This window comes from Massilia sp. CMS3.1, from assembly GCF_051262535.1.
Lineage (GTDB): Bacteria > Pseudomonadota > Gammaproteobacteria > Burkholderiales > Burkholderiaceae_D > Telluria.
In genome coordinates this window covers 271647-294153 of the sequence record NZ_JBIMES010000001.1, presented here as the reverse complement: position 1 = coordinate 294153, position 22507 = coordinate 271647, and the positions used below count along the sequence as shown (strand labels likewise).

The following is a 22507-nucleotide window of genomic DNA, read 5'->3' as shown; positions in this document are numbered from 1 at the left end:
GTCGATGTGGACACGGTAGTCTTCCTTTTCTGGGAATGGAGCATTATCAGCGCAAACCCGCACGCTCCAAAGCCCGGCAATTATAATGTTGCAAATACCTTTATCAAATGACTTGCCGGTCATTTTTATCATGGCCGTCGATCACTACGAAAACTTCCCTGTCGCCTCCATCCTGCTGCCGCGCCGCCTGGTGCCCGCCGTCGAAGCCATTTATGCCTTCGCGCGCGGCGCCGACGATGTCGCCGACGAGGGCGATGCCTCCCCAGCCGAGCGCCTGGCGAGTCTTGCCGAGTACGAAGCCGCACTCGGCGACATTGAAGCCGGCCGCACCCCAGGCCGGCCGATGTTCGCCCGCCTCGCCACGGTCGTGGCGCAATATAAGCTGTCGCTGCAACCGCTGCGCGACCTGCTGTCGGCCTTCCGCCAGGATGTGGTCACCGCGCGCTACCCGGACTATCCCGCCCTGCTCGACTATTGCCACCGCTCTGCCGACCCGGTCGGGCGCCTGATGCTGGCCCTCTACGGCGTCGCTGGCGCGGCCAACCTGCGCGACGCCGACGCCGTCTGCAGCGCCCTGCAGCTGATCAATTTCTGGCAGGATGTCGGCATCGATATCGGGAAAGGCCGCATTTACCTGCCACAGGAAGATTTGACGCGCTTTGGCGTTCGCGAAGCAGACATCGTTGCGGGCGCCGACACCCCGGCCTGGCGCGCGCTGATGGCGTTCGAGGTCGCGCGCGCGCGGGCCCTGATGCTGTCGGGCGCGCCACTGGCCACGCGCCTGCCGGGTCGCATCGGCTGGGAGCTGCGCCTGGTGATCCAGGGCGGCCTGCGCATCCTCGATCGGATCGAAGCGGCCGATTACGATGTGTTCCGGCGCCGCCCGGCACTGGGCAAACTCGATTATCTCCTCATGGTCTGGCGCGCGCTGCGCATGTAAGGCACTTGTCCCGGCGAAAAAGCGCTCGAACAAGCCCGGCCGTGGCCCGCATCAGCTAAGATAACGGCTTCGCCTGCCTAATCTTGCCTTTTTTACATGTCTCCTGACGAATACTGCCAGCAAAAGACTGTCCAGAGCGGTTCCAGCTTCTATTACAGCTTCCTCTTCCTGCCTGCCGAGCGCCGCCGTGCGATCACGGCCCTGTACGCGTTCTGCCGCGAGGTGGACGATACCGTCGACGACGCGACCGACGCTTCGCTGGCCCGCATCAAGCTGGCCTGGTGGCGCACCGAAGTCTCGACCATGTACAAGGGCACGCCGATGCACCCGGTCACGCAGGCCTTGAAGCCCCATCTCGACGTGTATCACCTGGAAGAGCAGCACCTGCAGGCTATCATCGACGGCATGGAGATGGACCTCGACCAGAGCCGCTACCTCGACTACCCGGGCCTGCGCAAGTATTGCTGGCATGTGGCCGGCGTGGTCGGCATTCTTTCGGCCAGCATCTTCGGCTTTTCGAACCCGCAAACGCTCGCGTATGCCGAGAAGCTGGGGCTGGCGTTCCAGCTGACCAACATCATCCGCGATGTGGGTGAAGACGCGCGCAAGGGCCGCATCTACCTGCCGGTCAACGAGCTGCAGCAGTTCGGCGTCACCGCGCAGGACCTGCTCAGCGCCCGCCACAGCGAAAAGTTCGAGGCGCTAATGCGGTTCCAGACCGAACGCGCGCAGGCGATGTACGACGAGGCCCTCGCGCTCCTGCCGAAAGAGGACCGGCGCGCCCAGCGTCCGGGCCTGATGATGGCCTCGATCTACCGCACCCTGCTCGACGAAATCGCCCACGACAACTTCCATGTGCTGAACCAGCGCATCTCCCTCACCCCGCTGCGCAAACTCTGGCTGGCGTGGAAGACCTATGTCCGCACCTAGAGCGCAGCTCTCCGTCGCCGTCGTCGGCGGCGGCTGGGCCGGCTGTGCGGCAGCCGTCGAACTGGCGCGGCGCGGCGCCGCCGTGACCCTGTTCGAAGCCGCGCGCACCCTCGGCGGGCGGGCGCGCGCGATCGAGGTCGATGGCCGCCCCCTCGACAACGGCCAGCACATCCTGCTCGGCGCCTACAAGCACACCCTCGCCCTGTTGAAACGCGTCGGCGTCGATCCAGGCACGGCCATGCTGCGCCTGCCGCTGCAGATGCGCTACCCGGCGGACAGCGGCGGCATGGATTTCGTCGCGCCGCGCCTGCCGGCGCCCTGGCACATGCTGGTCGCCCTGCTGCGTGCAAAAGGATTGACGCGCGAGGACAAGATGGCGCTGGCGCGCTTCAGCAGCGCCGCGCGCTGGATGGGCTGGCGCCTGGATACGGACGTCAGCGTCACCGTCCTGCTCGATCGCTTCGACCAGACCGCGCGCCTGCAGCGCCTGATGTGGCATCCGCTGTGCCTGGCGGCCCTGAACACGGCGCCGGAACGCGCTTCGGCCAACGTGTTCCTTGCCGTGCTGCGCGACAGCCTGGGCGCGAAACGCGCGGCCTCCGACATGCTGCTCCCGCGCCTCGACCTGGGGGCCTTGTTCCCGCAGGCGGCCGGGCGCTATCTCGCATCGAAAGCCGGCACCGTCCACACCGGCGCCAAGGTCGAGTCCTTGATGCGCGTCCCTGGCGGCTGGGAGCTCGCTGCCAGCGGCCATGCGCTCGGCGGCGCATGGCGCGGCAAGTTTGACGCCGTCGTGCTGGCCACGCCGCCGGCGAACGCCGGCACGCTGCTCGCGCCGTTTGCCGAAGCCGCCGATCTGGCCGTTCAATTGAACAGCTTCGAGTACGAGCCGATCGCCACCTGCTACCTGCAATACGATCCGGGCCTGCGCCTGCCGCTGCCGTTCTGCGCCCTGCTCGACGCGCCAGGTGAAGGGCGCTTCGGCCAGTTCGTGTTCGACCGCGGCCAGCTCGACGCGACCCAGGCCGGCCTGCTGGCGGTGGTGATCAGCGCCGCCGGCGCGGCAGCCGCGCTCGACCAGCACGCGCTGGCTCGCGCTTGTGCTGTCCAGCTAGGCGCCGCATTCCCCGGCCTTGGCCTGGACAAGCCGCAATGGAGCCGCGTGATCACCGAAAAGCGCGCCACCTTCGCTTGCACCCCGGGCCTGGCCCGCCCGGAAAATGCCACCCCCCTGCCCGGGTTGGCGCTGGCCGGCGACTACACGGCGGGCGATTATCCTGCCACCCTCGAGTCGGCGGTGCGCAGCGCCCAGGCGGCGGCGTCGATCATCCTGCGTGGAGGCGCTTCAAGCGCCGGAAACGGCAGCCTGTCGCACGCCGGTACCAGCCCACCTGCCGAATCCGTACAGTAAGCGTATCGGATAAGCGGATTTTGCACACCACCATGACACCCCAACCCGGATTGCGCACCCTGCTCCTGCTGTCGATGCTCGCGCTCGGCCACGCCTGAGCCATGGGCAAGCTCCAATACCTCGACGCGCTGAAACGCGCCATGCTCGGCCTGCCGCCGGAACTGCAGGCAAAGACCCTGGCCTGGTACGAGCAGCGCTTCGTCGACGGCATGGCCGCCGGGCGGCCGGATGCCGAGATCGCACGCGAACTGGACGATCCGAAGAAAGTCGCCCTGACCCTGCGTGCGAACACCCACATGACTGCCTTTACCGAACAGAAGAACCCGGCAAACCTGGTGCGCATGCTGGTGTCGGCGCTGGGACTGGTGATCTTCAACCTGTTCATGGTGATCCCGGCCGCCGTCTTCGGCGCGCTCCTCGCGGCCCTCTACGTCGGCGCATTCGCCTTGTATGTCGGCGGTATCGCGATTACCGCCAGCGGCCTGGCCGGCGCCAACGAACTGGTGCTCGACGGGCCCCTGCGCCACGTCATGGGTGGCGACGTCGACGACGGCACGCGCACGCGCGTGTCGATCGGGGAGACCGGCATCGAGGTCAGCCAGGACAAGGCGCCCGACACCGGAGCCGATGCCGGGAACGACCGCGACGAGGAATCGAACTCGCGCGTGGTGCGCGGCGCCGAGCGGGTGGCCGGGAGCGGCATCCGCATCTCGACCGACATGGACGAAGAATCGCGCGCGACCCAGACCGTGCTGGGCCTGGCCAGTGTGCTGGGCGGGATCGTGCTGTTCCTGGTGTCGATCGTCGTCACCCGCTACGCGGCGCTGGGGCTCAAGCGCTACCTGCAAATGAACATGTCGCTGCTGCGCGGCAGCTGAAGGGAGGGCGATGCGTTCCTTATTGCGGGTGGGCTTCGGCCTGTTGATCCTTGCCTTTGTCCTGATCGGGCTGTCCTACGGCGCTCTGCGCGCCCAGGGCGGCAGCGCGCGCCTGGACGCGCGCATCGTCGACGAACAATCGCGGCCGGTCACGCGCCAGGTGCGTGCGGTCGAACTCTCCGGGCCGATCGACCTCACCCTGCGTTACGGCGCCCAGCCCAGGCTCGTGGTGCGCGGCGAACAGCGCCTGCTGGCCAACATCGAGACGAGCCAGGAGGGCCGCGTGCTGCACATCGGCACGCGCGGCATCGTGCTGCGCCACCGCCAGCCGATCGAGGTCGAACTGACCTTGCCGGCGCTCGACCGGTTCGGTGTCGACGGCAGCGGCGACAGCCGCGTCAACGGCTTCTCGGGCGAGCTGATCGAGGTGGAGCTGAACGGTTCCGGCAGCATCGACTTCAACGGCCGCTATCGCCAGGCGAAAGCCACGGTGCACGGCACCGGTACACTCACCCTGGATGCCGGCAACGGCGACAGCGTTGAGGCCGAGCTCTCCGGCGCCGGCACGATCGCGCTGGCGGGCGCCGCGCGCGAGTTCCAGGCCGAGTCGAACGGCTCGGGCACGGTCGACGCCAAGCGCCTGCGGGCCGAGACCGTGACAGTACGCCAGACCGGCTCGGGCAACGCCAGCGTCACCGCCAACGCCAGGGTCGCGGTCGCGGTCAGCGGCAGCGGCGATGTCGACGTCTACGGCGACCCGCCCCAGCGCTCAATCAGCCGCACCGGCGCCGGCGACGTTCATTTCGATCACTGATCCGTCAACCGGCGCAGTACACCTCGCGCCGCCGCGCGGCCGCTGGCAAAGCAGGCAGTGAGCAGGTAGCCGCCGGTCGGCGCTTCCCAGTCGATCATCTCTCCGGCGACGAACACGCCCGGCGCCGCGAGCAGCATGCCGTGCGCGTCCATCGATTCGAAGCGCACGCCGCCGGCGCTGCTGATCGCTTCATCGATCGGGCGCGGACGTTTGAGTGTCACCGGCAGCGCCTTGATCGCTTTCGCGAGCACCTCTTCATCCATGTAATCGGCCTGCGCCAGGCATTCGCGCAGCAAGAGCGCCTTCACGCCCTTGATCCCGAGCCGGCTCTGCAAATGGCTCGACATCGAACGCGCGCCGCGCGGTCTCGTCACCTGCGCGCGCACCCGGTCGGCGTCGTGGTCGGGTGCCAGGTCGAGCCAGACCGTCGTCTCGCCGCGTGCGGCAATCTGGTCGCGCAGCACGCTCGACAAGGCGTACACGAGGCTGCCCTCGATCCCGGTGGCGGTGACCACGAACTGGCCCTGGCGCCGGGCGCGGTTGCCGTCGCGCTCTTCGTAGGCCATCGCCACCGTGGTCAAGGGCGCGCCGGCGTGCCTGTTGCTGAAGTGCGGCGACCAGTCGACATCGAAGCCGCAGTTGGCGGGCACCAGGGGCGCCACTTCCACGCGGCGTCCTTCCAGCAGCGGCACCCAGGCGCCATCCGAGCCAAGCCGCGCCCAGCTGGCGCCGCCGAGCGCCAGGATGACGGCATCGGCCTGCACCGACGTCTCTCCCTCGGGTGTCGCGAAGCGCAGCGACGCGCCCTCCCAGCCCAGCCAGCGGTGGCGCATGTGTAAGCGCACGCCGCTTTCCCTCAGCCGGTGCAGCCAGGCGCGCAGCAAGGGAGCGGCCTTCATGTCGGTCGGGAAGACGCGGCCCGAGGTGCCGACGAAGGTGTCGATGCCCAGGCCATGGATCCAGGCGCGCACGTCGCTTGGGGTGAACTCGCCAAGCCATGCCGCGACTTCGCCGCTCCTCGCGCCGTAGCGGCGCACGAAGTCCTCATACGGCTCGGAATGGGTGATGTTCATGCCGCCCTTCCCCGCCAGCAGAAATTTGCGCGCCACCGAGGGCATGGCGTCATACAGATCGACCTGTGCACCGCCTGCGGCCAGCACTTCGGCGGCCATCAGGCCGGCGGGGCCGCCGCCGATGACGACGACGCGCGGGGACGTTTGAAGGGTGTTGGACATGCTGGGCAAGGTAGATGTGCGGAGCGCGCATTGTAGTCGAAATCACCTTGCATAAAGAAAGTGTAAAGGGTGCTTGACATCGACTTTCTGTGCGCCTAGGATGTAAAGCATACTTTACACCGCGGAGCCCGCCATGCACGAAAAACGTATTGCCAAACTTTACTTGCGCGAGCTGTTCGGTGCGCTCGCGCTGTACACCGTCCTGTTGATGCTGGCGATCACGTTCGGGCGACCAATGGCGCCTGGTGTGCTGCGCACCGCGATCCTGGTCAGCCCGATGATCGGCTTCGGCGCCGCCATCTGGGCCATCGTGCGCCAGGTCCAGCGCGCCGACGAATACGTGCGCAGGCTCCTGCTGGAAAACGTCTCGCTGGGTGCGGCGATCACGGCCGGCCTGACCTTCACCTACGGCTTTCTCGAAACCGCCGGCTTTCCGAAGCTGTCGATGTTCATCGTCTGGTGCGTGCTCTGCCTGTCGGTGGTCGTGGTGCAGATCGTGCGAAAAATCCTCGACCGATGAACAACCATCTCCGCGAACTGCGCGCCGAACACGGCTGGAGCCAGGCGCGCCTGGCCGAGCTGCTCGACGTGTCGCGCCAGACCGTGATCGCCATCGAAAACGGCCGCTACGACCCCAGCCTCCCGCTGGCCTTTGCGATTTCCCGACTGTTCCAGCAACCGATCGAATCGATCTTCAACCCTGACCAGGAGCCTGCATGAAAGCACCCTTCAAACGCGCGTCCATCTTGTTCGCACTTCTATTCGCTGCCGCCGTTCCGTCCCTTGCGCAGGAAACGCCGCAACAGCCGAACCGCTTCGCCACGTCGATCGCCGCTGCGGAACGCTTCGAGGTCAAGGGCATGCTGGTCGAACGCTACGGCAGCGGCGGTCGCCCGCTGGTCCTGATTCCGGGCCTGGCCACCGGCGGGTGGGTGTGGCAGGAAACGGTGCGCGAATTTTCGAAAGACCACACCCTGTATGTCGTGACCCTGCCCGGCTTCGACGGCCGCCCCGCCGTGGCCGGCAACCCCTTCGATGCGGCCAGGTCCGCCCTGACCGAACTGGTAGCCTCGCGCAAGCTCGTCAAACCGGTGCTGGTCGGGCACAGCGTCGGCGGCACACTGGCGATCGCCCTGGCCCAGGACCTGGGGGACCGGATTGGCGGCGCCGTCGCCATCGACGGTTTGTCGGTGTTCCCGCGCACCGAGGACATGCCGCCTGAACAACGCGCTGCCATGGCCGACAACATGCGCCAGCGGATGGCCAGCTTGAACCCACAGGCATTTGCTAGCCAGCAGCGGCAATACATGCGCACGATGGGTGTGACCGACATGGGCAAGGCCGACGACCTGGCCCGGCTCACCGCGCGCAGCGACCCGCAAGCGGTGGCCGCCTGGATAGGCGCGGTGCTGGCGCTCGACCTGCGCCCGGGGCTGCCGAAGATCCGGTCCCCGCTGCTGATGTTGACGCCCTCGTACGGCCCGGACAATGCCGGCATGGGCGTGTCCGCGCCAGAGAAGGTGGCGTATTATCGGGAACTGATGACCGGCACGCCGAAGCTGGAAGTCGTATTCATCGACAACGCGCGCCACTTCGCCATGCTGGACCAGCCGCAGGCGGTGCACGACGCGTTGCGCCAGTTCCTGAAAACACTCTGAGGAGACCGCCATGCCACCGCTTCGTCACTGGATCATGCAATACCTGTTTGCCGTCGTCTCCATGTTCACCCTGCTGATGGTGGTCGATCTGCTGCGCGGCGAAACGCTCGAGCGCGCCTGGGTCTCAGCGCTGATGTGGGCGACGGTCGCCTCGGCCATCTTCATCGGAACCCGCTACCGCAACATGAAGCGCGGCATCGCCGGCAACGCACTGGACAAGAAATAAGCCCTTCCTCCTCGTGTTATTCACGGCGCCTTTGTTAAGAAAACAAGATACTGCTTGACAAGTATTATCTAAGGAATATTCTTATAGGAACCATAAAGCGAACGATGCGTGTCCGTAGGCATGCACGATTCGCCCGGTAGTGAAGTGTTACTCATCTTGGAGGATGAATATGTCGTTGAAGACAGGGCCGATCTCGGCTCGTAGAACCGTGCTGGCCGCCATCGCGTCCAGCCCCCTGTGGCTCGGCAGTGCATGGGCCGCATCGCAGTCGATGAAAATCTCGCACCAGTTCCCCGGCGGCAGCATCATGGAAGGCGACTTCCGCGACCGGCTGTGCCGCATGTTCGCGGCCGACGTCGAAAAGCGTACCCGCGGCAGCCTGAAGTTCTCGATTTACCCAAACGCCACCCTGATGGCGCCGAACGCCCAGTTCGGCGCACTGAAGAAGGGCGGCCTCGAGCTCGCGCTGGTGCCGCTGTCCTACGCCGCCAACAATGAATCCCCCGAAGCCAACATCGGCCTGATGCCCGGCCTGGTCACGTCCTATGCCCAGGGCTACGGCTGGAAGAATGCGGAAGTGGGCAAGGAACTGACGCGCATCCTGGCCGAGCAAGGCCTGGTCGTGATCAGCTGGATCTGGCAGGCCGGCGGCGTGGCCGCGCGCGGCGCGCCGATCGTGGCGCCCGAAGACGCGCGCGGCCTGAAAGTGCGCGGCGGCTCGCGCGAGATGGACCTGATCCTGCAGGAAGCGGGAGCGACCATCGTCAACATCCCGTCGAACGACATCCACGCGGCGATGAAGAGCGGTGCGCTGGACGCCGCCTTCACGTCCTCGACCTCGCTGATCTCGTTCCGCCTGCATGACGTGTCGCGCTCGCTGACCACCGCACGCAGCGGCGGCTACTGGTTCATGCTCGAGCCGCTCCTGATGTCGAAGACCGTGTTCGACCGCCTGCACAAGGACCAGCAGGCGGCCATCATGGCGGTCGGCGCCGACCTCGAAAAGTTCGCCCTGCGCATGGCCCAGGGCGACGACGCGGCGGTAGCGACTGTCTACGCGCGCGCCGGCGCGCGGGTGGTCGACATGAATGCCGACACCCTGAAAAAATGGCAGGACATGGCACGCACGACGGCCTGGGTGGACTTCAGCGGGCGCAATGAGAATTGCGCCAGACTGCTGGCGCTTGCGGAAAAGTCGATCGTCGCGCTGTAGTCGAACAGGGCGGCATGCGCCGCCCTGCCACTGCTTGCTTTTACCCCCCGGTCACAGGTGGGAAAAACGCTACCTCTCCGCCCTCTTTCACTGCCGTCTCCGGCCCGCACATGACGTGGTTGAACGCCATGCGCAGTGCGCGCTCGTGCCCCAGGGCTCCCGCCCAGGGGCCGCCGCGGGCGATCAGGTGCTCGCGCACGGCGCCCACGGTCGCGACGCCCTCGGGTAGTTCGATACGCTCCCCCGCGAGGCCCAGGGCTTCGCGTACGGACGCAAAAAATCGTAATTCGATGTGCATGGTCTGTCAGTGCTGTAGTTCGGCGAACGGAATGAAGCGCACGATATCGCCTTCGTTGATGATGCGTCCGGGTGGATTGTCGATCAGGCCGTCGCCCCAGACGGTCGAGGTGAGCACGCCCGAGCCCTGGTTCGGGAACAGGTCTAGGCCGCCGCCGGCATTCACGCGCGCGCGCAGGAACTCGTTGCGGCGGTCGGCTTTCGGCAGGCTGAAGTCGGCGCGCAGCATCCAGGCCCGCGGTTCGACCGGACCCGTCACGCCCTGCAGGCGCAGCAGGAAGGGCCGCACGAACAGCAGGAAGGTGATGAAGCTCGAGACCGGATTGCCCGGCAGGCCGATAAAGAATGCGCCACAGCTGTCGTTGCGCACTTCGCCGAACGCGAGCGGTTTGCCCGGCTTGACCGCGATCTGCCACATGTTCAGCTGGCCCTCCGCCTCGACCGCCGGCTTGATGTGGTCTTCCTCGCCGACCGAGACGCCGCCCGAGGTGATGATCAGGTCATTCCCACGCGCGGCCTCCACCAGCGTGGCGCGCGTGGCCTCGAGCGTATCGGGCACGATGCCGAAATCGGCGATGGTGCAGCCGAAGTTTTCCAGCAGCGCGCGCAAGGTGAAGCGGTTCGAATTGTAGATGGCGCCCGGCGCGAGCACGCCGCCCGGCGCTTCGCCCGGCATGGTCAGCTCGTCACCGGTGAAGAAGACGGCCACGCGCAGGCGCCGGCGCACGGGCAGGCTGGCCAGGCCGACCGATGCGGCCAGGCCCAGTTCCTGGCTGCGTAGTCGCGTGCCGGCCGCAAGGATTGTCGAATTCGCCCCGATGTCTTCGCCGGTGCGGCGAATCCATTCGCCGCTTGTCGGCGTGTGGCGGATCGTGACCATGTCCCCGAGCAGCTCGCACTGCTCCTGCATCACGACCGCGTCCGCGCCAGGAGGGAGCATGGCGCCGGTGAAGATGCGCGCCGCCGTGCCGGCTTCCAAAGGCTCGCCCACATGGCCGGCCGGGATGCGCTGGGCCACGCGCAGAACCGCGCCGCCGTTCACGCAATCGAGCGAGCGCACGGCGTAGCCATCCATCGATGTGTTGTCGGCGGACGGCACGTCGATGGTCGACGCCTGGTCCGCAGCCAGCACGCGGCCGTTGGCCTCCAAGGTGGGGACCAGTTCCATATCCTGGACCGGGCGTGCCGCGGCCAGCAGCGTATCGAGCGCTTCGCGCACCGACAACATCGGGCGCGGTGCCGGTTTCTCGTTCGAAGTCGTCATCTTACAGGCCCGTGTGCGCAGCGATGAAGGTCTTCATCTCGTCGACGTTCGGGCGCATCACGACGAACTTCTGGGGCAGCGCCTCGATATCCTCGAAGCCGGCCGGACGCACGGCATCGAGCCCCAGCGCCTCGAGGATGGTCTCGTTGAATTTCGCCGCCAGCGCCGTCTCGAGCACGATCATCGGCACGCCGGGCGCCATGTGCTCGCGCGCGACCTTGATGCCGTCGGCGGTATGGGTGTCGATCATGATGTCGTAGTCATCAAACACCATGCGAATGGTCTCGAGCCGGTCCGCGTGCGTCGATTTGCCGGACACGAAGCCGAATTCGCCGACGCGTTTGAATTCGTCGCCGTCCGCACCCGGGCCGCCCGACAGGTCGAAGCCGCCATGGGTGTCGACTTTGCGAAACAGCGCGTGGCACCGCTCGCTGTCGCGTCCCACCAGGTCGTAGATGAAGCGCTCGAAGTTCGATGCCTTCGAGATGTCCATCGACGGGCTGCTGGTGTGGTAGGTCTCGCTGGACTTGCGCACGCGGTAGACGCCGGTGCGGAAAAATTCGTTGAGCACGTCGTTCTCGTTGGTGGCAACCACCAGCTTGTCGATCGGCAGGCCCATCATGCGGGCGATGTGGCCGGCGCAGATATTCCCGAAGTTCCCCGACGGGACCGTGAACGAGACTTTTTGTGTATTGTCGCTTGTCGCCGCGAGGTAGCCGCGGAAGTAGTACACGACTTGGGCCACGACGCGCGCCCAGTTGATCGAATTGACGGTGCCGATCTTCTGGCGCGCCTTGAACGACAGGTCGTTCGAGACGGCTTTCACGAGATCCTGGCAGTCGTCGAACACGCCTTCGACGGCGATGTTGAAGATGTTCGGGTCCTGCAGGCCGAACATCTGGGCGGTCTGGAACGCGCTCATCTTCCCGCTTGGGGACAGCATGAACACACGTACGCCGCGCTTGCCGCGCATCGCGTATTCGGCGGCGCTGCCGGTGTCGCCCGAGGTGGCGCCGAAAATATTCAGTTCTTCCTCGTCCTTGGCCAGCGCGTATTCGAACAGGTTGCCCAGCAACTGCATCGCCATGTCCTTGAACGCGAGCGTCGGTCCGTTCGACAGGGCCTGCAGGATCAGCGTGCGCCCGCCCTCTTCTTCCAGGGTGCGCAGCGGCGTGATGTCAGTTGCCGACTCGCCGGCGCGTGCGTTGCGATATACCTCGGGCGTGTAGGTCTTCCTGGTGAGCGCCTTCAGGTCGGCGTCGGGAATATCGGTCGCAAACTTGCGCAGGATCTCGTAGGCCAGTTCGGCGTAGGACAGCTTGCGCCAGGCGTCGAGCTCCGCGTTTGTGACCTGCGGGTATTCGGCCGGCATGAACAGGCCGCCATCCGGGGCCAGGCCGCCGAGCAGGATGGTGGAGAAGGTTTCCTGATTGCGGGAAGCGGACGCGCTCGTTGCGCGGGTAGACACGTATTGCATACTTGGATGATCCGGTTGGGCTCGCGTTGATGCTTTTATTATAGTGCGAGCCCGGGAATCCTGTGTACGGTCGAGTTTGGCAGAGATTTCAAGCGTCGCAGGGTGGGCTCTCGAGCCCACGCGGTCCTACCCTTGCGTACCGCACCGCACCGCGTCGATCGAATCGATTGCATGCATGCGCGGTGTTTTGCGGCACCGCCGCAACGCCTACGATGCAAGCGCGTGGGCACAAGTGCCCACCCTAAGTGATTAACAAGCCGCGTGATTGACCGTCACCACGTGAATCGCCAGGCCGCCCAGCGAGGTCTCCTTGTACTTCACCTGCATGTCCGCCCCGGTCTGGCGCATCGTCTCGATCACGTTATCCAGGCTGACAAAATGGGTGCCGTCGCCTTTCAATGCCAGCGAGGCTGCCGTGATCGCCTTGATCGCGCCCATGCCGTTGCGCTCGATGCAGGGAATCTGCACCAGGCCGCCGATCGGGTCGCAGGTCATGCCGAGGTGGTGTTCGATGCCGATTTCGGCCGCGTTCTCGATCCGCTCGTTCGAGCCGCCGAGCGCCGCCACCAGGCCCGCCGCCGCCATCGCGCACGCCACGCCGACCTCGCCCTGGCACCCGACTTCCGCGCCCGAGATCGAGGCGTTCTTCTTGCACAGCATGCCGATCGCGGCGGACGTCAGCAGGAAGTCGCGGATGCCCTTCACCGCGTCGGTCGGACGGCAGTCTTCGGCGTAATAGCGCACTACCGCCGGGATGATGCCGGCCGCGCCGTTGGTCGGCGCCGTGACGACACGCCCGCCCGCGGCGTTTTCTTCGTTGACTGCCATCGCGTACAGCGTCACCTGATGGGTCGAATCGTGGGGCAGTTCGTTCACGCGCTTGCCTTCGACGCAGTGCGCCTGCTTCCACAAGGTGGCGGCGCGCCGCTTGACGTTCAGGCCGCCCGGCAGCTGGCCGGACGTCACCAGGCCATGGTCGATACAGTCGCGCATCACGCTCCAGATGCGGTCCAGGCCGGCGTCGAGATCAAGCTCGCTCATGCTCACCAGTTCGTTCGCACGCAGCATGTGCGGGATCGTGAGACCGTGTTCGCGGCCCTGGGCCAGCAGATCGGCCATCGTCGCGAACGGGAACGGCACCTGCACCTGGCTTGGCTCTTGCGGGCGCTGCGCTTCGCCGGCCGCGGTGATGAAGCCGCCGCCGACCGAATAGAAAATCCGTTCGATGACGCTGCCGTCGCGCAGCTGCAGCACGAAGCGCATGCCGTTCGGGTGTTCCGGCAGACTCGATTGCTTGTGCCAGACGAGATTGGCGCGCATCGAGAACGGCACCTCTTTCGTGCCGAGCAGGCGCAGCACGCCGTCCAGCTCCGCCTCGGCCAGCTTGTCCTCGACCGAGCCCGGATCGATGTCCTGCGGCGTCTCGCCCATCAGGCCGAGGATCACGGCCTTGTCGGTCGCGTGGCCGATACCGGTCAGTGCGAGCGATCCGTACAGGTGCGCTTCGACACCGACCGCGTGCTCGAGCAAGCCGCATTCGAGCAGGAAGCGGCGCGCCGCGACCATCGGGCCCACCGTATGCGAGCTCGAAGGGCCGATACCGATCTTGAAAAGATCGAAAACACTCATGTCCATCTTGCTTGTCTCACTAGTCTGTTTTTATCGTTATATGGTCAAGCAGTCGCGCCGACGTCGATATTCTCGAGCATGCTGGCCACCATCTCCTCGATCCCGACACGGGCTTTCCAACCCCAGTCGCTCGTTGCGCGGCTGTCGTCCAGGCTCTTCGGCCAGGTATCGGCAATCGCCTGGCGGCTGTCCGGTTTATAGGCGATCTCGAAAGCCGGCAGGGCGCGGCGAATGGCAACGGCCAGTTCACGTGGATTGAACGAGACGCCGGCCACATTGTAGGACGAGCGAATCACCACGTTGTCGCCTGGGGCATCCATCAATTCGATCGTGGCGCGGATCGCGTCCGGCATGTAGATCATCGGCAGCGTGGTTTCCGGGCCCAGGAAGCACTCGTAGGTCTCACCCTTCAAGGCCGCGTGGAAGATCGCGATCGCATAGTCGGTGGTGCCGCCGCCCGGAGGCGACTTGAAGCTGATGATGCCCGGATAGCGGATCGAGCGCACATCCACGCCATACTTGGAGTGGTAGTACTCGCACAGGCGCTCGCCCGCCAGTTTGCTGATGCCGTAGATCGTGGTCGGGTCCATCACCGTGTACTGCGGTGTGTTTTCCGCAGGGGTGTTCGGGCCAAAGGCAGCGATCGACGAGGGCCAGAAGACTTTCAGGGGCTTGCCGGCTTCTCCACGCTCGCGCGCCACTTCCAGGATGTTCAGCAGGCCATCCATGTTCAGGGTCCAGGCCTTCAAGGGCGCCTTTTCGCCGGTCGCCGACAGCAGTGCCGCGAGTTGATACACCTGGGTCACGCCCTCTTCCTCGACCAGCGCCATCAAGCGGTCCTTGTCCAGCACGTCGAGCTGTGCGTAGCGCGCCGCGCCGTAGACGTTGTTGGCGCCGATGTCGGTGGCAAGGACGTTGGCGGCGCCGTGTTGCTGCGCCAGTGCGGAAACCAGTTCACTGCCGATCTGGCCGTTGGCGCCGATGATGAGGATGCGTTCCATGTGTGTTCCTGAATGCTGTTGCGTGGATTAGTTATTCTTGAGGATGCCGAGTTCGCGGCCGGCCTGCTCGAAGGCGGCCAGCACGGTCACGAGTTGCTCGCGGGTATGCGCCGCCGACAACTGGACACGCACGCGCGCCTGCCCCATCGGCACCACCGGATAGAAGAAGCCCGACAGCAGCACGCCCAGTTCGAACATGCGCGCCGCGAATTTCTGCGCCACCGGCGCGTCGAACAGCATCACCGGCACCACCGGGTGGGTACCCGGCTTGATGGTGAAGCCGATGCGCTCGATCTCCGTGCGGAAGAAGGCCGTGTTCTCCATCAGGCGGTCGCGCAGCTCGGTCGACTTTGAAATGCGCTCGAGTACCGACAGCGAGGCGCCGGCGATCATCGGCGCCAGGGTGTTCGAGAACAGGTAAGGCCGCGACTTCTGGCGCAGCGTTTCGATCACTTCCTTGCGCCCCGACGTGAAGCCGCCCATCGCGCCGCCCAGGGCCTTGCCCAGTGTGCCGGTGATGATGTCGATACGGCCCATGACGCCGCAGTGCTCGTGCGTGCCGCGCCCGGTCGCGCCCAGGAAGCCGGAGGCGTGCGATTCGTCGATGAGGGTCAGCGCGCCGTATTTCTCGGCCAGCGCGACGATCTTGTCGAGTTGGGCGATCGTCCCGTCCATCGAGAACGCGCCATCGGTGACGATGACTTTATGACGCTTGCCGGCGGCGCCGGCGGCCTGCAGTTGCACCTCGAGGTCGGCCATGTCGTTATTGGCGTAACGGTAGCGCGCCGCCTTGCACAGGCGGATGCCGTCGATGAGCGAGGCGTGGTTCAGGGCGTCCGAGATGATGGCATCGTTTTCGTCGAACAGCGGCTCGAACACGCCGCCGTTGGCGTCAAAAGCCGCGGCGTACAAAATCGTGTCTTCAGTGCCGAGGAATTCGGACAGTTTGCGTTCGAGCTCCTTGTGCACGGTCTGGGTGCCGCAGATGAAGCGCACCGAAGAGAGACCATAACCATACTTCTGGAGCGCCACTTCGGCCGCTTTTTGGGTTTCCATGTCGCCCGACAGGCCGAGGTAGTTGTTCGCGCACATATTGATCAGGGTGCGGCCGTCTTCGGACTGCACTTGCGCACCCTGGCGCGAGGCGAGCACGCGCTCGGGCTTGAACAGGCCCTGCTCGCGCAAGGTGGTCAGGTTCTGCTGCAGGCCCGTATAAAACGCGTTCTTCGCTTGCTCGCTCATGTGATTACCTCGTCGTTGATGCCGGCTTGACCGGCGGTTGAACTATGCTGTACCGTTGGCCGTTCGCTGTACACCTTTAACAGCAAGCCGCATTTTCGGTATCTCGAACTAATATTCAATATAATGGATATTACGCCGACCTGTTGAACTTGGCAAGGTGCGGCGCTCCACCCATACTAGAGCTGCCTGAACATGAAAACCCTGGTCCCCACCAACAACGCCCCGCCCGAAGTCGGCGCCACCCTGCAGCGCCTGCGCCTGGCGCGCGGCCTGACGCTGGAGGACCTGTCGCGCATCGCCGGCGTGTCGAAGTCGATGCTCTCGCAGATCGAGCGCGAAAAGGCGAATCCTACCATTGCCATCACCTGGCGTCTCGCCAATGCACTCGGCGTGCAGATCGGCGAGCTGCTGGCGTCGGAAACGCGCGATGTCGAGTCGATCCGCGTACTCGACGCGCACGAGACGCCTACGCTTCCCGGGAACCACGCCGGCTATGTGCTGCGCATCCTCGGGCCGATGGAACTGGCGGGCCAGTACGAGTGGTATGAGCTGACGCTGGCGCCGGGCGGCGAACTGAAGTCACAGGCGCACGATCCGGGTACCAAGGAGCACCTGACGGTGCTCAACGGCTCGCTCGAAGTGGAAGTCGGGCTGGAAAAGCGCAAGGTCAAGGCGGGCGGGACGGCGCGCTATGCGGCCAACCAGGACCACGTGCTGAGGAATGTCGGCAAGACCGAGGCGAAAGCGCTGCTGGTGGTAGTCCACCGCTGAGCGCCGGCCCTGCAATATTGACCCTACATTTATTTTCAGAAGACTGCATCCAAATCGACCTTGCCAACGTAGTAAGGGCATGGACAGCGCCGCGGCGCCGGTCCGTCGAGCCCTTATCGCACAGCGTGTGCCAACTATTTCAGGATGCAGACCATGAACAAGACCCTTTTCCCGAAGCTGATCCTTGCCTCTTCCATCGCCCTGGCCTTGAGCGCCTGTGGCAGCAGCGACGACGATGACATGCAGGTCCCAGACCCGACGCCAAGCCCACCCGTGATGAGCGCGGGCGATGTATTCGCCATTACTGTCAGCAACAAACTGGTCTCCTTCAACCGCGATGCGCCGGCCACGATCCGCACGAATGTCGCCGTCACCGGCCTGCAAAGCGCAGAAACCCTGCTCGGCATCGATTTCCGTCCTGTCGACGGCCTTCTGTATGCGGTGGGCAGCAGCGGCCGTATCTACACGATCAATACCACGACGGGCGCGGCCACGGCGAAATCCACGCTGGCAGCGGACGCCACCGACACCACCTTGCCGTTCACGGCCCTGAACGGTACCGACTACGGGGTCGACTTCAACCCGGCAGCGGACCGCCTGCGCGTGGTCAGCAATACCGGCCAGAGCCTGCGCATCAACGTCGACAGTGGCGCGACGACGACCGACGGCGCGATCAACGGCGGCGCGGCGAATGCCGCCGTCACGGCCTCGGCCTACACCAATTCCTTCGCCGGCACCGCCACCACGACCCTGTACGCGCTCGACACCGCGAACGACACCCTGTACGTGCAGAACCCGCCGAACAACGGCACCTTGAGCACCCCGGTGGCACTGGGCGTGGACGCGGGCGTGGCGAACGGCATGGACATCGATGCCCGTACCAACATGGCGTATGCGGTGCTCACGGTCGGCGGCGCGCGCAACCTGTATTCGATCAACCTGGCGGCCACGACCAGCCCGGCAACAAGCATCGGCGCCGTCGGCCTGACGGAAGACATCCGCGGCATCGCCCTGCGCGCGGCATCGGCGCCGATGGCATATGGCCTGGCCGACGACGGCCGCCTGCTGGCCTTCAAGCCGGCCACGCCGAACACGATCGACGCCACCGTGGCGGTGACCGGCCTGAATGGTGGTGAGACCCTGCTCGGCATCGACTTCCGCCCTAAAGATGGCCTGCTGTACGGGATCACGTCGACTGCGCGCATCGTGACCATCGACCCGGCAACCGGCGTGGCCACGGCCAAGGCGACGCTGTCGGCCGATGCCGCCGACACGACGGCGCCGTATGGCGCGGTCATCGGCACCGCGTTCGCGGTCGACTTCAATCCGGTGGCCGACCGCCTGCGCGTAATCGGCGACACGGGCCAGAACCTGCGCATCAACGTCGACACGGGCGCCACCACGACCGATGGCGCGATTAACCGCACGGGCGCGGCGCCGTTCGTCACCGCTGGCGCCTACACCAACAGCTTCGCCGGCACGACCGCGACGACGCTCTACGATATCGACGGCGCGAACGCCAGCCTGGTCATGCAGAACCCGCCGAACGACGGCACGCTGGTCAGTGTCGGCGCCTTGGGCGTGGCAGTCGCCGGTGATGTGGGCATGGACATTGCGGGCGGCGCCAACGGCCTGGTGCTGGCAGCGCTGCGTACCAGCGCGGGCGGACCGTCGTCCTTGTACCGGATCGACCTGGCGACCGGTGCGGCCACCATGGTCAACGGCGCGGCCAACCCTGGGACGTCGGCGATCGGCAACGGCCAGGTGGGCTTGCGCGACATCGCGATCCTGATCAAGTAAGGGAGCGCATCAGGCGGCACGCACGTTTCGCGCGGGCCGCCTCACGCTAAGGTATTCGCCTGCAAACATAAAAAAAAGGACGCTCAATGAAGCGTCCTTTTTTTATGTCGCACCACGCACAAGCTCCTACAGCATCTGTACCGCACGGCCGATATACAGGATCGGCCCGGTCGGCCGTCCGATCGGTGAGCCGCTCTTCGGTTCCAGCGTGATCTCGAACAACTGGTTCGCCTGCAGCGGCGGCAGGCTCGCCAGGGAAACGTCGACCGCCTTGCCGGGCTGAACCAGGCCAAGCGAGACCGGACCTTTCCAGCCATCGGCCTTGGTCCACAGCTGCAGCGATTTCTCGGCCGGCACGCTTGTGGTGCCCAGCGGGACCAGCTTGAGCGCACCCTGGTTATTTACCTGCACGATCCAGCCAGGGGCCATGTTGCCTGGCGCCGCCAGCACGACCATGTAGCGCGCAATCGGCTCGGGCGCCTGCAGGCGCGGCACGACGGCCGTGATCGCCGCGGCGGCGAAGCCGGTCGCGGCCAGGCCACGCCAGAAGTTCAACCTTTCCCACCACTTGCCGTTTGGCGCGGCCGGCACAGGCACGCGTGCGGCTGCCAGCGCGGCGTTGATCCGCGGCCATAGCTGTTGCGAAGGATTGACCGGTTCGGCCAGCGCGGTCAAGGGCAGCAGCCGTGCTTCCCAAGCCTGCACGGCCGCGCGCAAGACCGGCTCGTGCGGGATCGCCAGCTCGACGTGGCGGCGTTCGCCCGGCGACAGCGTGCCGAGCACGTATTCGCCCGCCATGTCGTCGGTATCGTCATCGATCGGGGTCGTCATCCCATGCACTCCTTCAGGGCGCTCAGGCCGCGCTTGATCCAGGCCTTGATCGTGCCCAGCGGCGACTGCATGCGCGCGGCGATCTCGGCATGCGAGCAGCCGTCGACATAGGCGTACAGGATGCTGTCGCGTTTGGAAGCGTCGAGTCCGACCAGGCAATCGTGCAAGCGCCCCATGTCCTGGCGGCGCTCGAGGGCGTCGACCGGGCCGGCGCCGTTGTCGAAAGCTTCGGCGTCGAGAGCGTCGAGCGCCTCGGCGTCGGCCTGCACTTCGCGCCCGCTGCCGCGCACCACGTCCAGCGCCTGGTGGCGCACGATGCTGTAGATCCAGCCGCGGCCCGCGCCGCGCACCGGATCGAAGCTGCGCGACCTGGTCCAGATGGACAGAAACGCGTCATGCAGCACGTCTTCAGCCACCTGGCGCTGGCGCACGATGCGCAGCGCCACGCCCAGCAGGCGCGCCCCTTCGCGATCGTAGATGCTGCGCAGTGCGCGCTGGTCGCCGCGTGCGCAGCCAGCCAGGGCGGCCTCGTAATCGAATTCAATCGGCGCATTCATGGAGCGGCGCTTTCCCGTTAAATGTCAAGGGCCGTCAGAGAGCGGCCCTGCGGCACGAGGCAGGACGCGCATGCGGCCGGCCTCGCGCAATTGCCTGCACCATCTTTACATCTTCAGCGCCTTCGTCAGGAAGCCCCAACGGTCCGCCACTTCCTCGATCTGCTTCGTGGTCGGCTTGCCGGCACCGTGGCCGGCCTTGACGTCGATGCGGATCAAGACCGGGTTGCAGCCGGCTTGCGCGGCCTGGGCCGCGGCGGCGAACTTGAAGCTGTGCGCCGGGACCACGCGGTCGTCGTGGTCGGCCGTGGTGACCATCGTCGCCGGGTAGCTGGTGCCGGCTTTCAGGTTATGCAACGGCGAATACTTCACCAGCGCCTTGAACTCTTCCGGGTTGTCGGCCGAACCGTAGTCCGAGGTCCAGGCCCAGCCGATCGTGAACTTGTGGAAGCGCAGCATGTCCATCACGCCGACCATCGGGATCGCCGCGCCGAACAAGTCGGGACGCTGGGTCATTGCCGCGCCCACCAGCAGGCCGCCATTGCTGCCGCCGCCGATCGCCAGCTTCGCTGGAGAAGTGACCTTGTTCGCCACCAGCCACTCGGCCGCACCGATGAAGTCGTCGAACACGTTCTGCTTTTGCAGCTTGGTGCCGGCATGGTGCCAGGATTCGCCGTATTCGCCGCCGCCGCGCAGGTTGGCCACGACATACACGCCGCCCATTTCCATCCAGGCCAGGTTGGCCGGCGAGAAGCCCGGGGTCATCGAGATGTTGAAGCCGCCGTAGCCGTACAGATAGGTCGGGTTGCTGCCATCGAGCTTGATGCCCTTCTTCGACACGATGAACATCGGCACTCTGGTGCCATCGCGGCTGGTGAAGAACTGCTGGCGCGTTTCATAGGCCTTCGGATCGAAGTCGACCTTCGGCTGGCGGAAGACACCCGTCTTGCCGCTCTTCATGTCCATCCGGTAGATCGTCGTCGGCGTGGTGAAGCCGGTGAACGAGAAGAAGGTCTCCGTGTCGCCGCGCTTTCCCGTGAAGCCCGAGACCGAACCGATTCCCGGCAAGGCGATCTCGCGCACCGGCTTGCCATCGAGGTCGTTGACGCGCACGACGCTGCGTGCATCCTTCAGGTACTCGGTCACCAGGCGATTCCCGATGATATGGGCGTTCGACAGCGTGTCCTTCGATTCCGGGATGATCTCTTTCCAGTTCGACTCCGCCGGCTTGTTCACGTCGATGGCGACGATGCGCTGGCGCGGGGCCTTGCGGTCGGTGCTGAAATAGAAGGTCGAGCCGACGTTGTCGATGAAGTCGTAGGCCGCGTCGAAGTTGTCGATCAGCGGCACCACTTTCGCATCAGGCTTGCTCAAGTCCTTGATGAAGACGCGGTACTTGTGGGCCGTGCCCTTGGTCGCCGTGATCAGGAGGTATTTGCCGTCGTCGGTGGTCTGGGCGCGGAAGCCCCATTCCTTTTCGTCCGGACGGTCGTAGACCAGCGTATCTTCGCTTTGCGGGGTACCGATCTTGTGGAAGTACAGCTTCTGGAAGTAGTTCACGCCAGCCAGCTTCGCCGACTCTTCCGGCGCGTCGTAGCGGCTGTAGAAGAAGCCCTTGCCATCCTTCGTCCAGGCCGTCTGCGAGAACTTCACCCATTTCAGGTGGTCCTCGAGGTCCTTGCCGGTCTCGATGTCGCGCACCTTCCACTCGTTCCAGTCCGAACCCGATGCAGCGGTGCCGTAGGCCAACAGTTTGCCGTCCGGGCTCACTTCAAGCCCAGCCAGGGCCACCGTGCCGTCGGCGGCCAGCGTGTTCGGGTCGAGCAGCATGCGCGGCTCATCGGACAAGGACTTCATCGTGAACAGAACCGACTGGTTCTGCAGGCCGTTGTTGCGACTGTAGAAATAACGGCCGCCTTCCTTCGAGGGCACCGAGTAGCGCTCGTAGTTCCAGAGTGTGGTCAGGCGCTGGCGGATCGCCTCGCGCTGCGGGATCTGGCCGAGATAGCCCTGGGTCACGGCGTTCTGGGCGTCGACCCACACCTTGGTCTGGGCGCTGTTCGCGTCTTCCAGCCAGCGATAGGGGTCGGCGACCGTGGTGCCATGGTAGTTGTCCGTCTGCCCGACCTTGGCGGTGACTGGATAAGTCACTGCGCTGCCGGCCACGCAGGCGGCCGTCGCAGCAGCCGGGTCGGCCGCGTACGTGGTGCCAAAGACCGTCATCAGGGCGACGGCAAGCGTTGCATGTCTCATGTGCATATTCTTCTCGGAACGGTGGGAGGCGAAATGTGCCGAAGGCAATCATAGCGCGAAACCCGGCAGGAAGCGAACCCGTG

22 protein-coding genes are annotated in these 22507 nt (G+C 65.5%); 12 read left to right on the top strand and 10 right to left on the bottom strand.

What is annotated here, in order from left to right; genetic code table 11:
* Positions 1–130: 130 nt before the first annotated feature.
* The 5 genes from hpnC (at position 131) to ACHAC9_RS01205 (ending at position 4973) form a co-directional block, all read left to right on the top strand.
* On the top strand, positions 131–940 hold the full coding sequence (gene hpnC / locus ACHAC9_RS01225; protein ID WP_435756321.1) for a squalene synthase HpnC: 810 nt from the start codon (positions 131–133) through the stop codon (positions 938–940).
* 96 nt (positions 941–1036) lie between these two features.
* Positions 1037–1870, top strand: coding sequence for a presqualene diphosphate synthase HpnD (hpnD, locus tag ACHAC9_RS01220; RefSeq protein ID WP_435756319.1), 834 nt, complete (start codon positions 1037–1039; stop codon positions 1868–1870).
* On the top strand, positions 1857–3281 hold the full coding sequence (hpnE, locus tag ACHAC9_RS01215) for a hydroxysqualene dehydroxylase HpnE (protein WP_435756317.1): 1425 nt from the start codon (positions 1857–1859) through the stop codon (positions 3279–3281). The genes hpnD and hpnE overlap by 14 nt, the downstream gene beginning before the upstream one ends.
* Before the next feature lie 101 nt (positions 3282–3382).
* Complete coding sequence (locus ACHAC9_RS01210) at positions 3383–4159, top strand: DUF1700 domain-containing protein (RefSeq protein ID WP_435756315.1); 777 nt, start codon at positions 3383–3385, stop codon at positions 4157–4159.
* Positions 4160–4169: 10 nt separating this feature from the next.
* Positions 4170–4973 carry a head GIN domain-containing protein gene (locus ACHAC9_RS01205; protein ID WP_435756313.1) on the top strand — a complete coding sequence of 268 codons (804 nt, stop codon included), beginning with the start codon at positions 4170–4172 and terminating at the stop codon, positions 4971–4973.
* Here ACHAC9_RS01205 and ACHAC9_RS01200 read toward each other — a convergent pair.
* Positions 4967–6208, bottom strand: a complete 1242-nt coding sequence (locus ACHAC9_RS01200; protein ID WP_435756311.1) for a TIGR03862 family flavoprotein — start codon at positions 6206–6208, stop codon at positions 4967–4969. The genes ACHAC9_RS01205 and ACHAC9_RS01200 overlap by 7 nt on opposite strands.
* A gap of 133 nt (positions 6209–6341) precedes the next feature.
* On the opposite strand from ACHAC9_RS01200, the gene ACHAC9_RS01195 reads away from it, so the two are divergent.
* From ACHAC9_RS01195 to dctP, 5 genes are all read left to right on the top strand, one after another.
* The gene (locus ACHAC9_RS01195) at positions 6342–6728 is read left to right on the top strand and encodes a hypothetical protein (protein ID WP_435756309.1); all 387 of its coding nucleotides are present in this window, start codon (positions 6342–6344) and stop codon (positions 6726–6728) included.
* Positions 6725–6928, top strand: a complete 204-nt coding sequence (locus ACHAC9_RS01190; protein ID WP_435756307.1) for a helix-turn-helix transcriptional regulator — start codon at positions 6725–6727, stop codon at positions 6926–6928. Before ACHAC9_RS01195 ends, ACHAC9_RS01190 begins: the two co-directional genes overlap by 4 nt.
* Positions 6925–7866, top strand: a complete 942-nt coding sequence (locus tag ACHAC9_RS01185) for an alpha/beta fold hydrolase (RefSeq protein ID WP_435756305.1) — start codon at positions 6925–6927, stop codon at positions 7864–7866. Before ACHAC9_RS01190 ends, ACHAC9_RS01185 begins: the two co-directional genes overlap by 4 nt.
* Before the next feature lie 10 nt (positions 7867–7876).
* Entirely contained in the window at positions 7877–8092 is a 216-nt protein-coding gene (locus ACHAC9_RS01180) for a hypothetical protein (protein WP_435756303.1), read from the top strand.
* Between the two features lie 169 nt (positions 8093–8261).
* On the top strand, positions 8262–9305 hold the full coding sequence (dctP, locus tag ACHAC9_RS01175; protein ID WP_435756301.1) for a TRAP transporter substrate-binding protein DctP: 1044 nt from the start codon (positions 8262–8264) through the stop codon (positions 9303–9305).
* A 40-nt stretch (positions 9306–9345) separates the two neighbouring features.
* Here dctP and moaD read toward each other — a convergent pair whose 3' ends face one another.
* The 6 genes from moaD to kbl all read right to left on the bottom strand — a co-directional run bounded on the left by moaD (position 9346) and on the right by kbl (position 16215).
* On the bottom strand, positions 9346–9603 hold the full coding sequence (moaD, locus tag ACHAC9_RS01170; RefSeq protein WP_435756299.1) for a molybdopterin converting factor subunit 1: 258 nt from the start codon (positions 9601–9603) through the stop codon (positions 9346–9348).
* A 6-nt stretch (positions 9604–9609) separates the two neighbouring features.
* Positions 9610–10866 carry a molybdopterin molybdotransferase MoeA gene (locus ACHAC9_RS01165; RefSeq protein ID WP_435756298.1) on the bottom strand — a complete coding sequence of 419 codons (1257 nt, stop codon included), beginning with the start codon at positions 10864–10866 and terminating at the stop codon, positions 9610–9612.
* A 1-nt stretch (position 10867) separates the two neighbouring features.
* On the bottom strand, positions 10868–12343 hold the full coding sequence (gene thrC / locus ACHAC9_RS01160) for a threonine synthase (protein ID WP_435756296.1): 1476 nt from the start codon (positions 12341–12343) through the stop codon (positions 10868–10870).
* A 249-nt stretch (positions 12344–12592) separates the two neighbouring features.
* Positions 12593–13978, bottom strand: coding sequence for an L-serine ammonia-lyase (locus tag ACHAC9_RS01155; protein ID WP_435756294.1), 1386 nt, complete (start codon positions 13976–13978; stop codon positions 12593–12595).
* A gap of 38 nt (positions 13979–14016) precedes the next feature.
* Positions 14017–14973, bottom strand: a complete 957-nt coding sequence (locus ACHAC9_RS01150; RefSeq protein ID WP_435756292.1) for an NAD-dependent epimerase/dehydratase family protein — start codon at positions 14971–14973, stop codon at positions 14017–14019.
* 27 nt (positions 14974–15000) lie between these two features.
* The gene (kbl, locus tag ACHAC9_RS01145) at positions 15001–16215 is read right to left on the bottom strand and encodes a glycine C-acetyltransferase (RefSeq protein WP_435756290.1); all 1215 of its coding nucleotides are present in this window, start codon (positions 16213–16215) and stop codon (positions 15001–15003) included.
* A 192-nt stretch (positions 16216–16407) separates the two neighbouring features.
* Here kbl and ACHAC9_RS01140 point away from each other — a divergent pair, with 192 nt between their 5' ends.
* Positions 16408–16986 carry a helix-turn-helix domain-containing protein gene (locus ACHAC9_RS01140; protein WP_435756288.1) on the top strand — a complete coding sequence of 193 codons (579 nt, stop codon included), beginning with the start codon at positions 16408–16410 and terminating at the stop codon, positions 16984–16986.
* Between the two features lie 153 nt (positions 16987–17139).
* On the top strand, positions 17140–18786 hold the full coding sequence (locus tag ACHAC9_RS01135) for a DUF4394 domain-containing protein (RefSeq protein ID WP_435756286.1): 1647 nt from the start codon (positions 17140–17142) through the stop codon (positions 18784–18786).
* 126 nt (positions 18787–18912) lie between these two features.
* Here ACHAC9_RS01135 and ACHAC9_RS01130 read toward each other — a convergent pair whose 3' ends face one another.
* The 3 genes from ACHAC9_RS01130 to ACHAC9_RS01120 form a co-directional block, all read right to left on the bottom strand.
* Complete coding sequence (locus ACHAC9_RS01130; RefSeq protein ID WP_435756284.1) at positions 18913–19617, bottom strand: anti-sigma factor; 705 nt, start codon at positions 19615–19617, stop codon at positions 18913–18915.
* Positions 19614–20174 carry a sigma-70 family RNA polymerase sigma factor gene (locus ACHAC9_RS01125; RefSeq protein ID WP_435756282.1) on the bottom strand — a complete coding sequence of 187 codons (561 nt, stop codon included), beginning with the start codon at positions 20172–20174 and terminating at the stop codon, positions 19614–19616. The genes ACHAC9_RS01130 and ACHAC9_RS01125 overlap by 4 nt, the downstream gene beginning before the upstream one ends.
* 105 nt (positions 20175–20279) lie before the next feature.
* Complete coding sequence (locus tag ACHAC9_RS01120; protein WP_435756280.1) at positions 20280–22430, bottom strand: prolyl oligopeptidase family serine peptidase; 2151 nt, start codon at positions 22428–22430, stop codon at positions 20280–20282.
* Positions 22431–22507 lie beyond the last annotated feature (77 nt).

Bases quoted from the DNA above. Each gene is read 5' to 3' on its own strand.
- ACHAC9_RS01120 (WP_435756280.1), bottom strand. From the start codon at position 22,430: ATGCACATGAGACATGCAACGCTTGCCGTCGCCCTGATGACGGTCTTT.
- thrC (WP_435756296.1), bottom strand. From the start codon at position 12,343: ATGCAATACGTGTCTACCCGCGCAACGAGCGCGTCCGCTTCCCGCAAT.
- dctP (WP_435756301.1), top strand. From the start codon at position 8,262: ATGTCGTTGAAGACAGGGCCGATCTCGGCTCGTAGAACCGTGCTGGCC.
- hpnD (WP_435756319.1), top strand. From the start codon at position 1,037: ATGTCTCCTGACGAATACTGCCAGCAAAAGACTGTCCAGAGCGGTTCC.
- ACHAC9_RS01205 (WP_435756313.1), top strand. From the start codon at position 4,170: ATGCGTTCCTTATTGCGGGTGGGCTTCGGCCTGTTGATCCTTGCCTTT.
- ACHAC9_RS01140 (WP_435756288.1), top strand. From the start codon at position 16,408: ATGAAAACCCTGGTCCCCACCAACAACGCCCCGCCCGAAGTCGGCGCC.
- ACHAC9_RS01125 (WP_435756282.1), bottom strand. From the start codon at position 20,174: ATGAATGCGCCGATTGAATTCGATTACGAGGCCGCCCTGGCTGGCTGC.
- ACHAC9_RS01190 (WP_435756307.1), top strand. From the start codon at position 6,725: ATGAACAACCATCTCCGCGAACTGCGCGCCGAACACGGCTGGAGCCAG.
- ACHAC9_RS01180 (WP_435756303.1), top strand. From the start codon at position 7,877: ATGCCACCGCTTCGTCACTGGATCATGCAATACCTGTTTGCCGTCGTC.
- hpnC (WP_435756321.1), top strand. From the start codon at position 131: ATGGCCGTCGATCACTACGAAAACTTCCCTGTCGCCTCCATCCTGCTG.
- ACHAC9_RS01165 (WP_435756298.1), bottom strand. From the start codon at position 10,866: ATGACGACTTCGAACGAGAAACCGGCACCGCGCCCGATGTTGTCGGTG.
- ACHAC9_RS01200 (WP_435756311.1), bottom strand. From the start codon at position 6,208: ATGTCCAACACCCTTCAAACGTCCCCGCGCGTCGTCGTCATCGGCGGC.
- ACHAC9_RS01155 (WP_435756294.1), bottom strand. From the start codon at position 13,978: ATGGACATGAGTGTTTTCGATCTTTTCAAGATCGGTATCGGCCCTTCG.
- hpnE (WP_435756317.1), top strand. From the start codon at position 1,857: ATGTCCGCACCTAGAGCGCAGCTCTCCGTCGCCGTCGTCGGCGGCGGC.
- ACHAC9_RS01130 (WP_435756284.1), bottom strand. From the start codon at position 19,617: ATGACGACCCCGATCGATGACGATACCGACGACATGGCGGGCGAATAC.
- ACHAC9_RS01185 (WP_435756305.1), top strand. From the start codon at position 6,925: ATGAAAGCACCCTTCAAACGCGCGTCCATCTTGTTCGCACTTCTATTC.
- ACHAC9_RS01195 (WP_435756309.1), top strand. From the start codon at position 6,342: ATGCACGAAAAACGTATTGCCAAACTTTACTTGCGCGAGCTGTTCGGT.
- kbl (WP_435756290.1), bottom strand. From the start codon at position 16,215: ATGAGCGAGCAAGCGAAGAACGCGTTTTATACGGGCCTGCAGCAGAAC.
- ACHAC9_RS01135 (WP_435756286.1), top strand. From the start codon at position 17,140: ATGAACAAGACCCTTTTCCCGAAGCTGATCCTTGCCTCTTCCATCGCC.
- ACHAC9_RS01210 (WP_435756315.1), top strand. From the start codon at position 3,383: ATGGGCAAGCTCCAATACCTCGACGCGCTGAAACGCGCCATGCTCGGC.
- moaD (WP_435756299.1), bottom strand. From the start codon at position 9,603: ATGCACATCGAATTACGATTTTTTGCGTCCGTACGCGAAGCCCTGGGC.
- ACHAC9_RS01150 (WP_435756292.1), bottom strand. From the start codon at position 14,973: ATGGAACGCATCCTCATCATCGGCGCCAACGGCCAGATCGGCAGTGAA.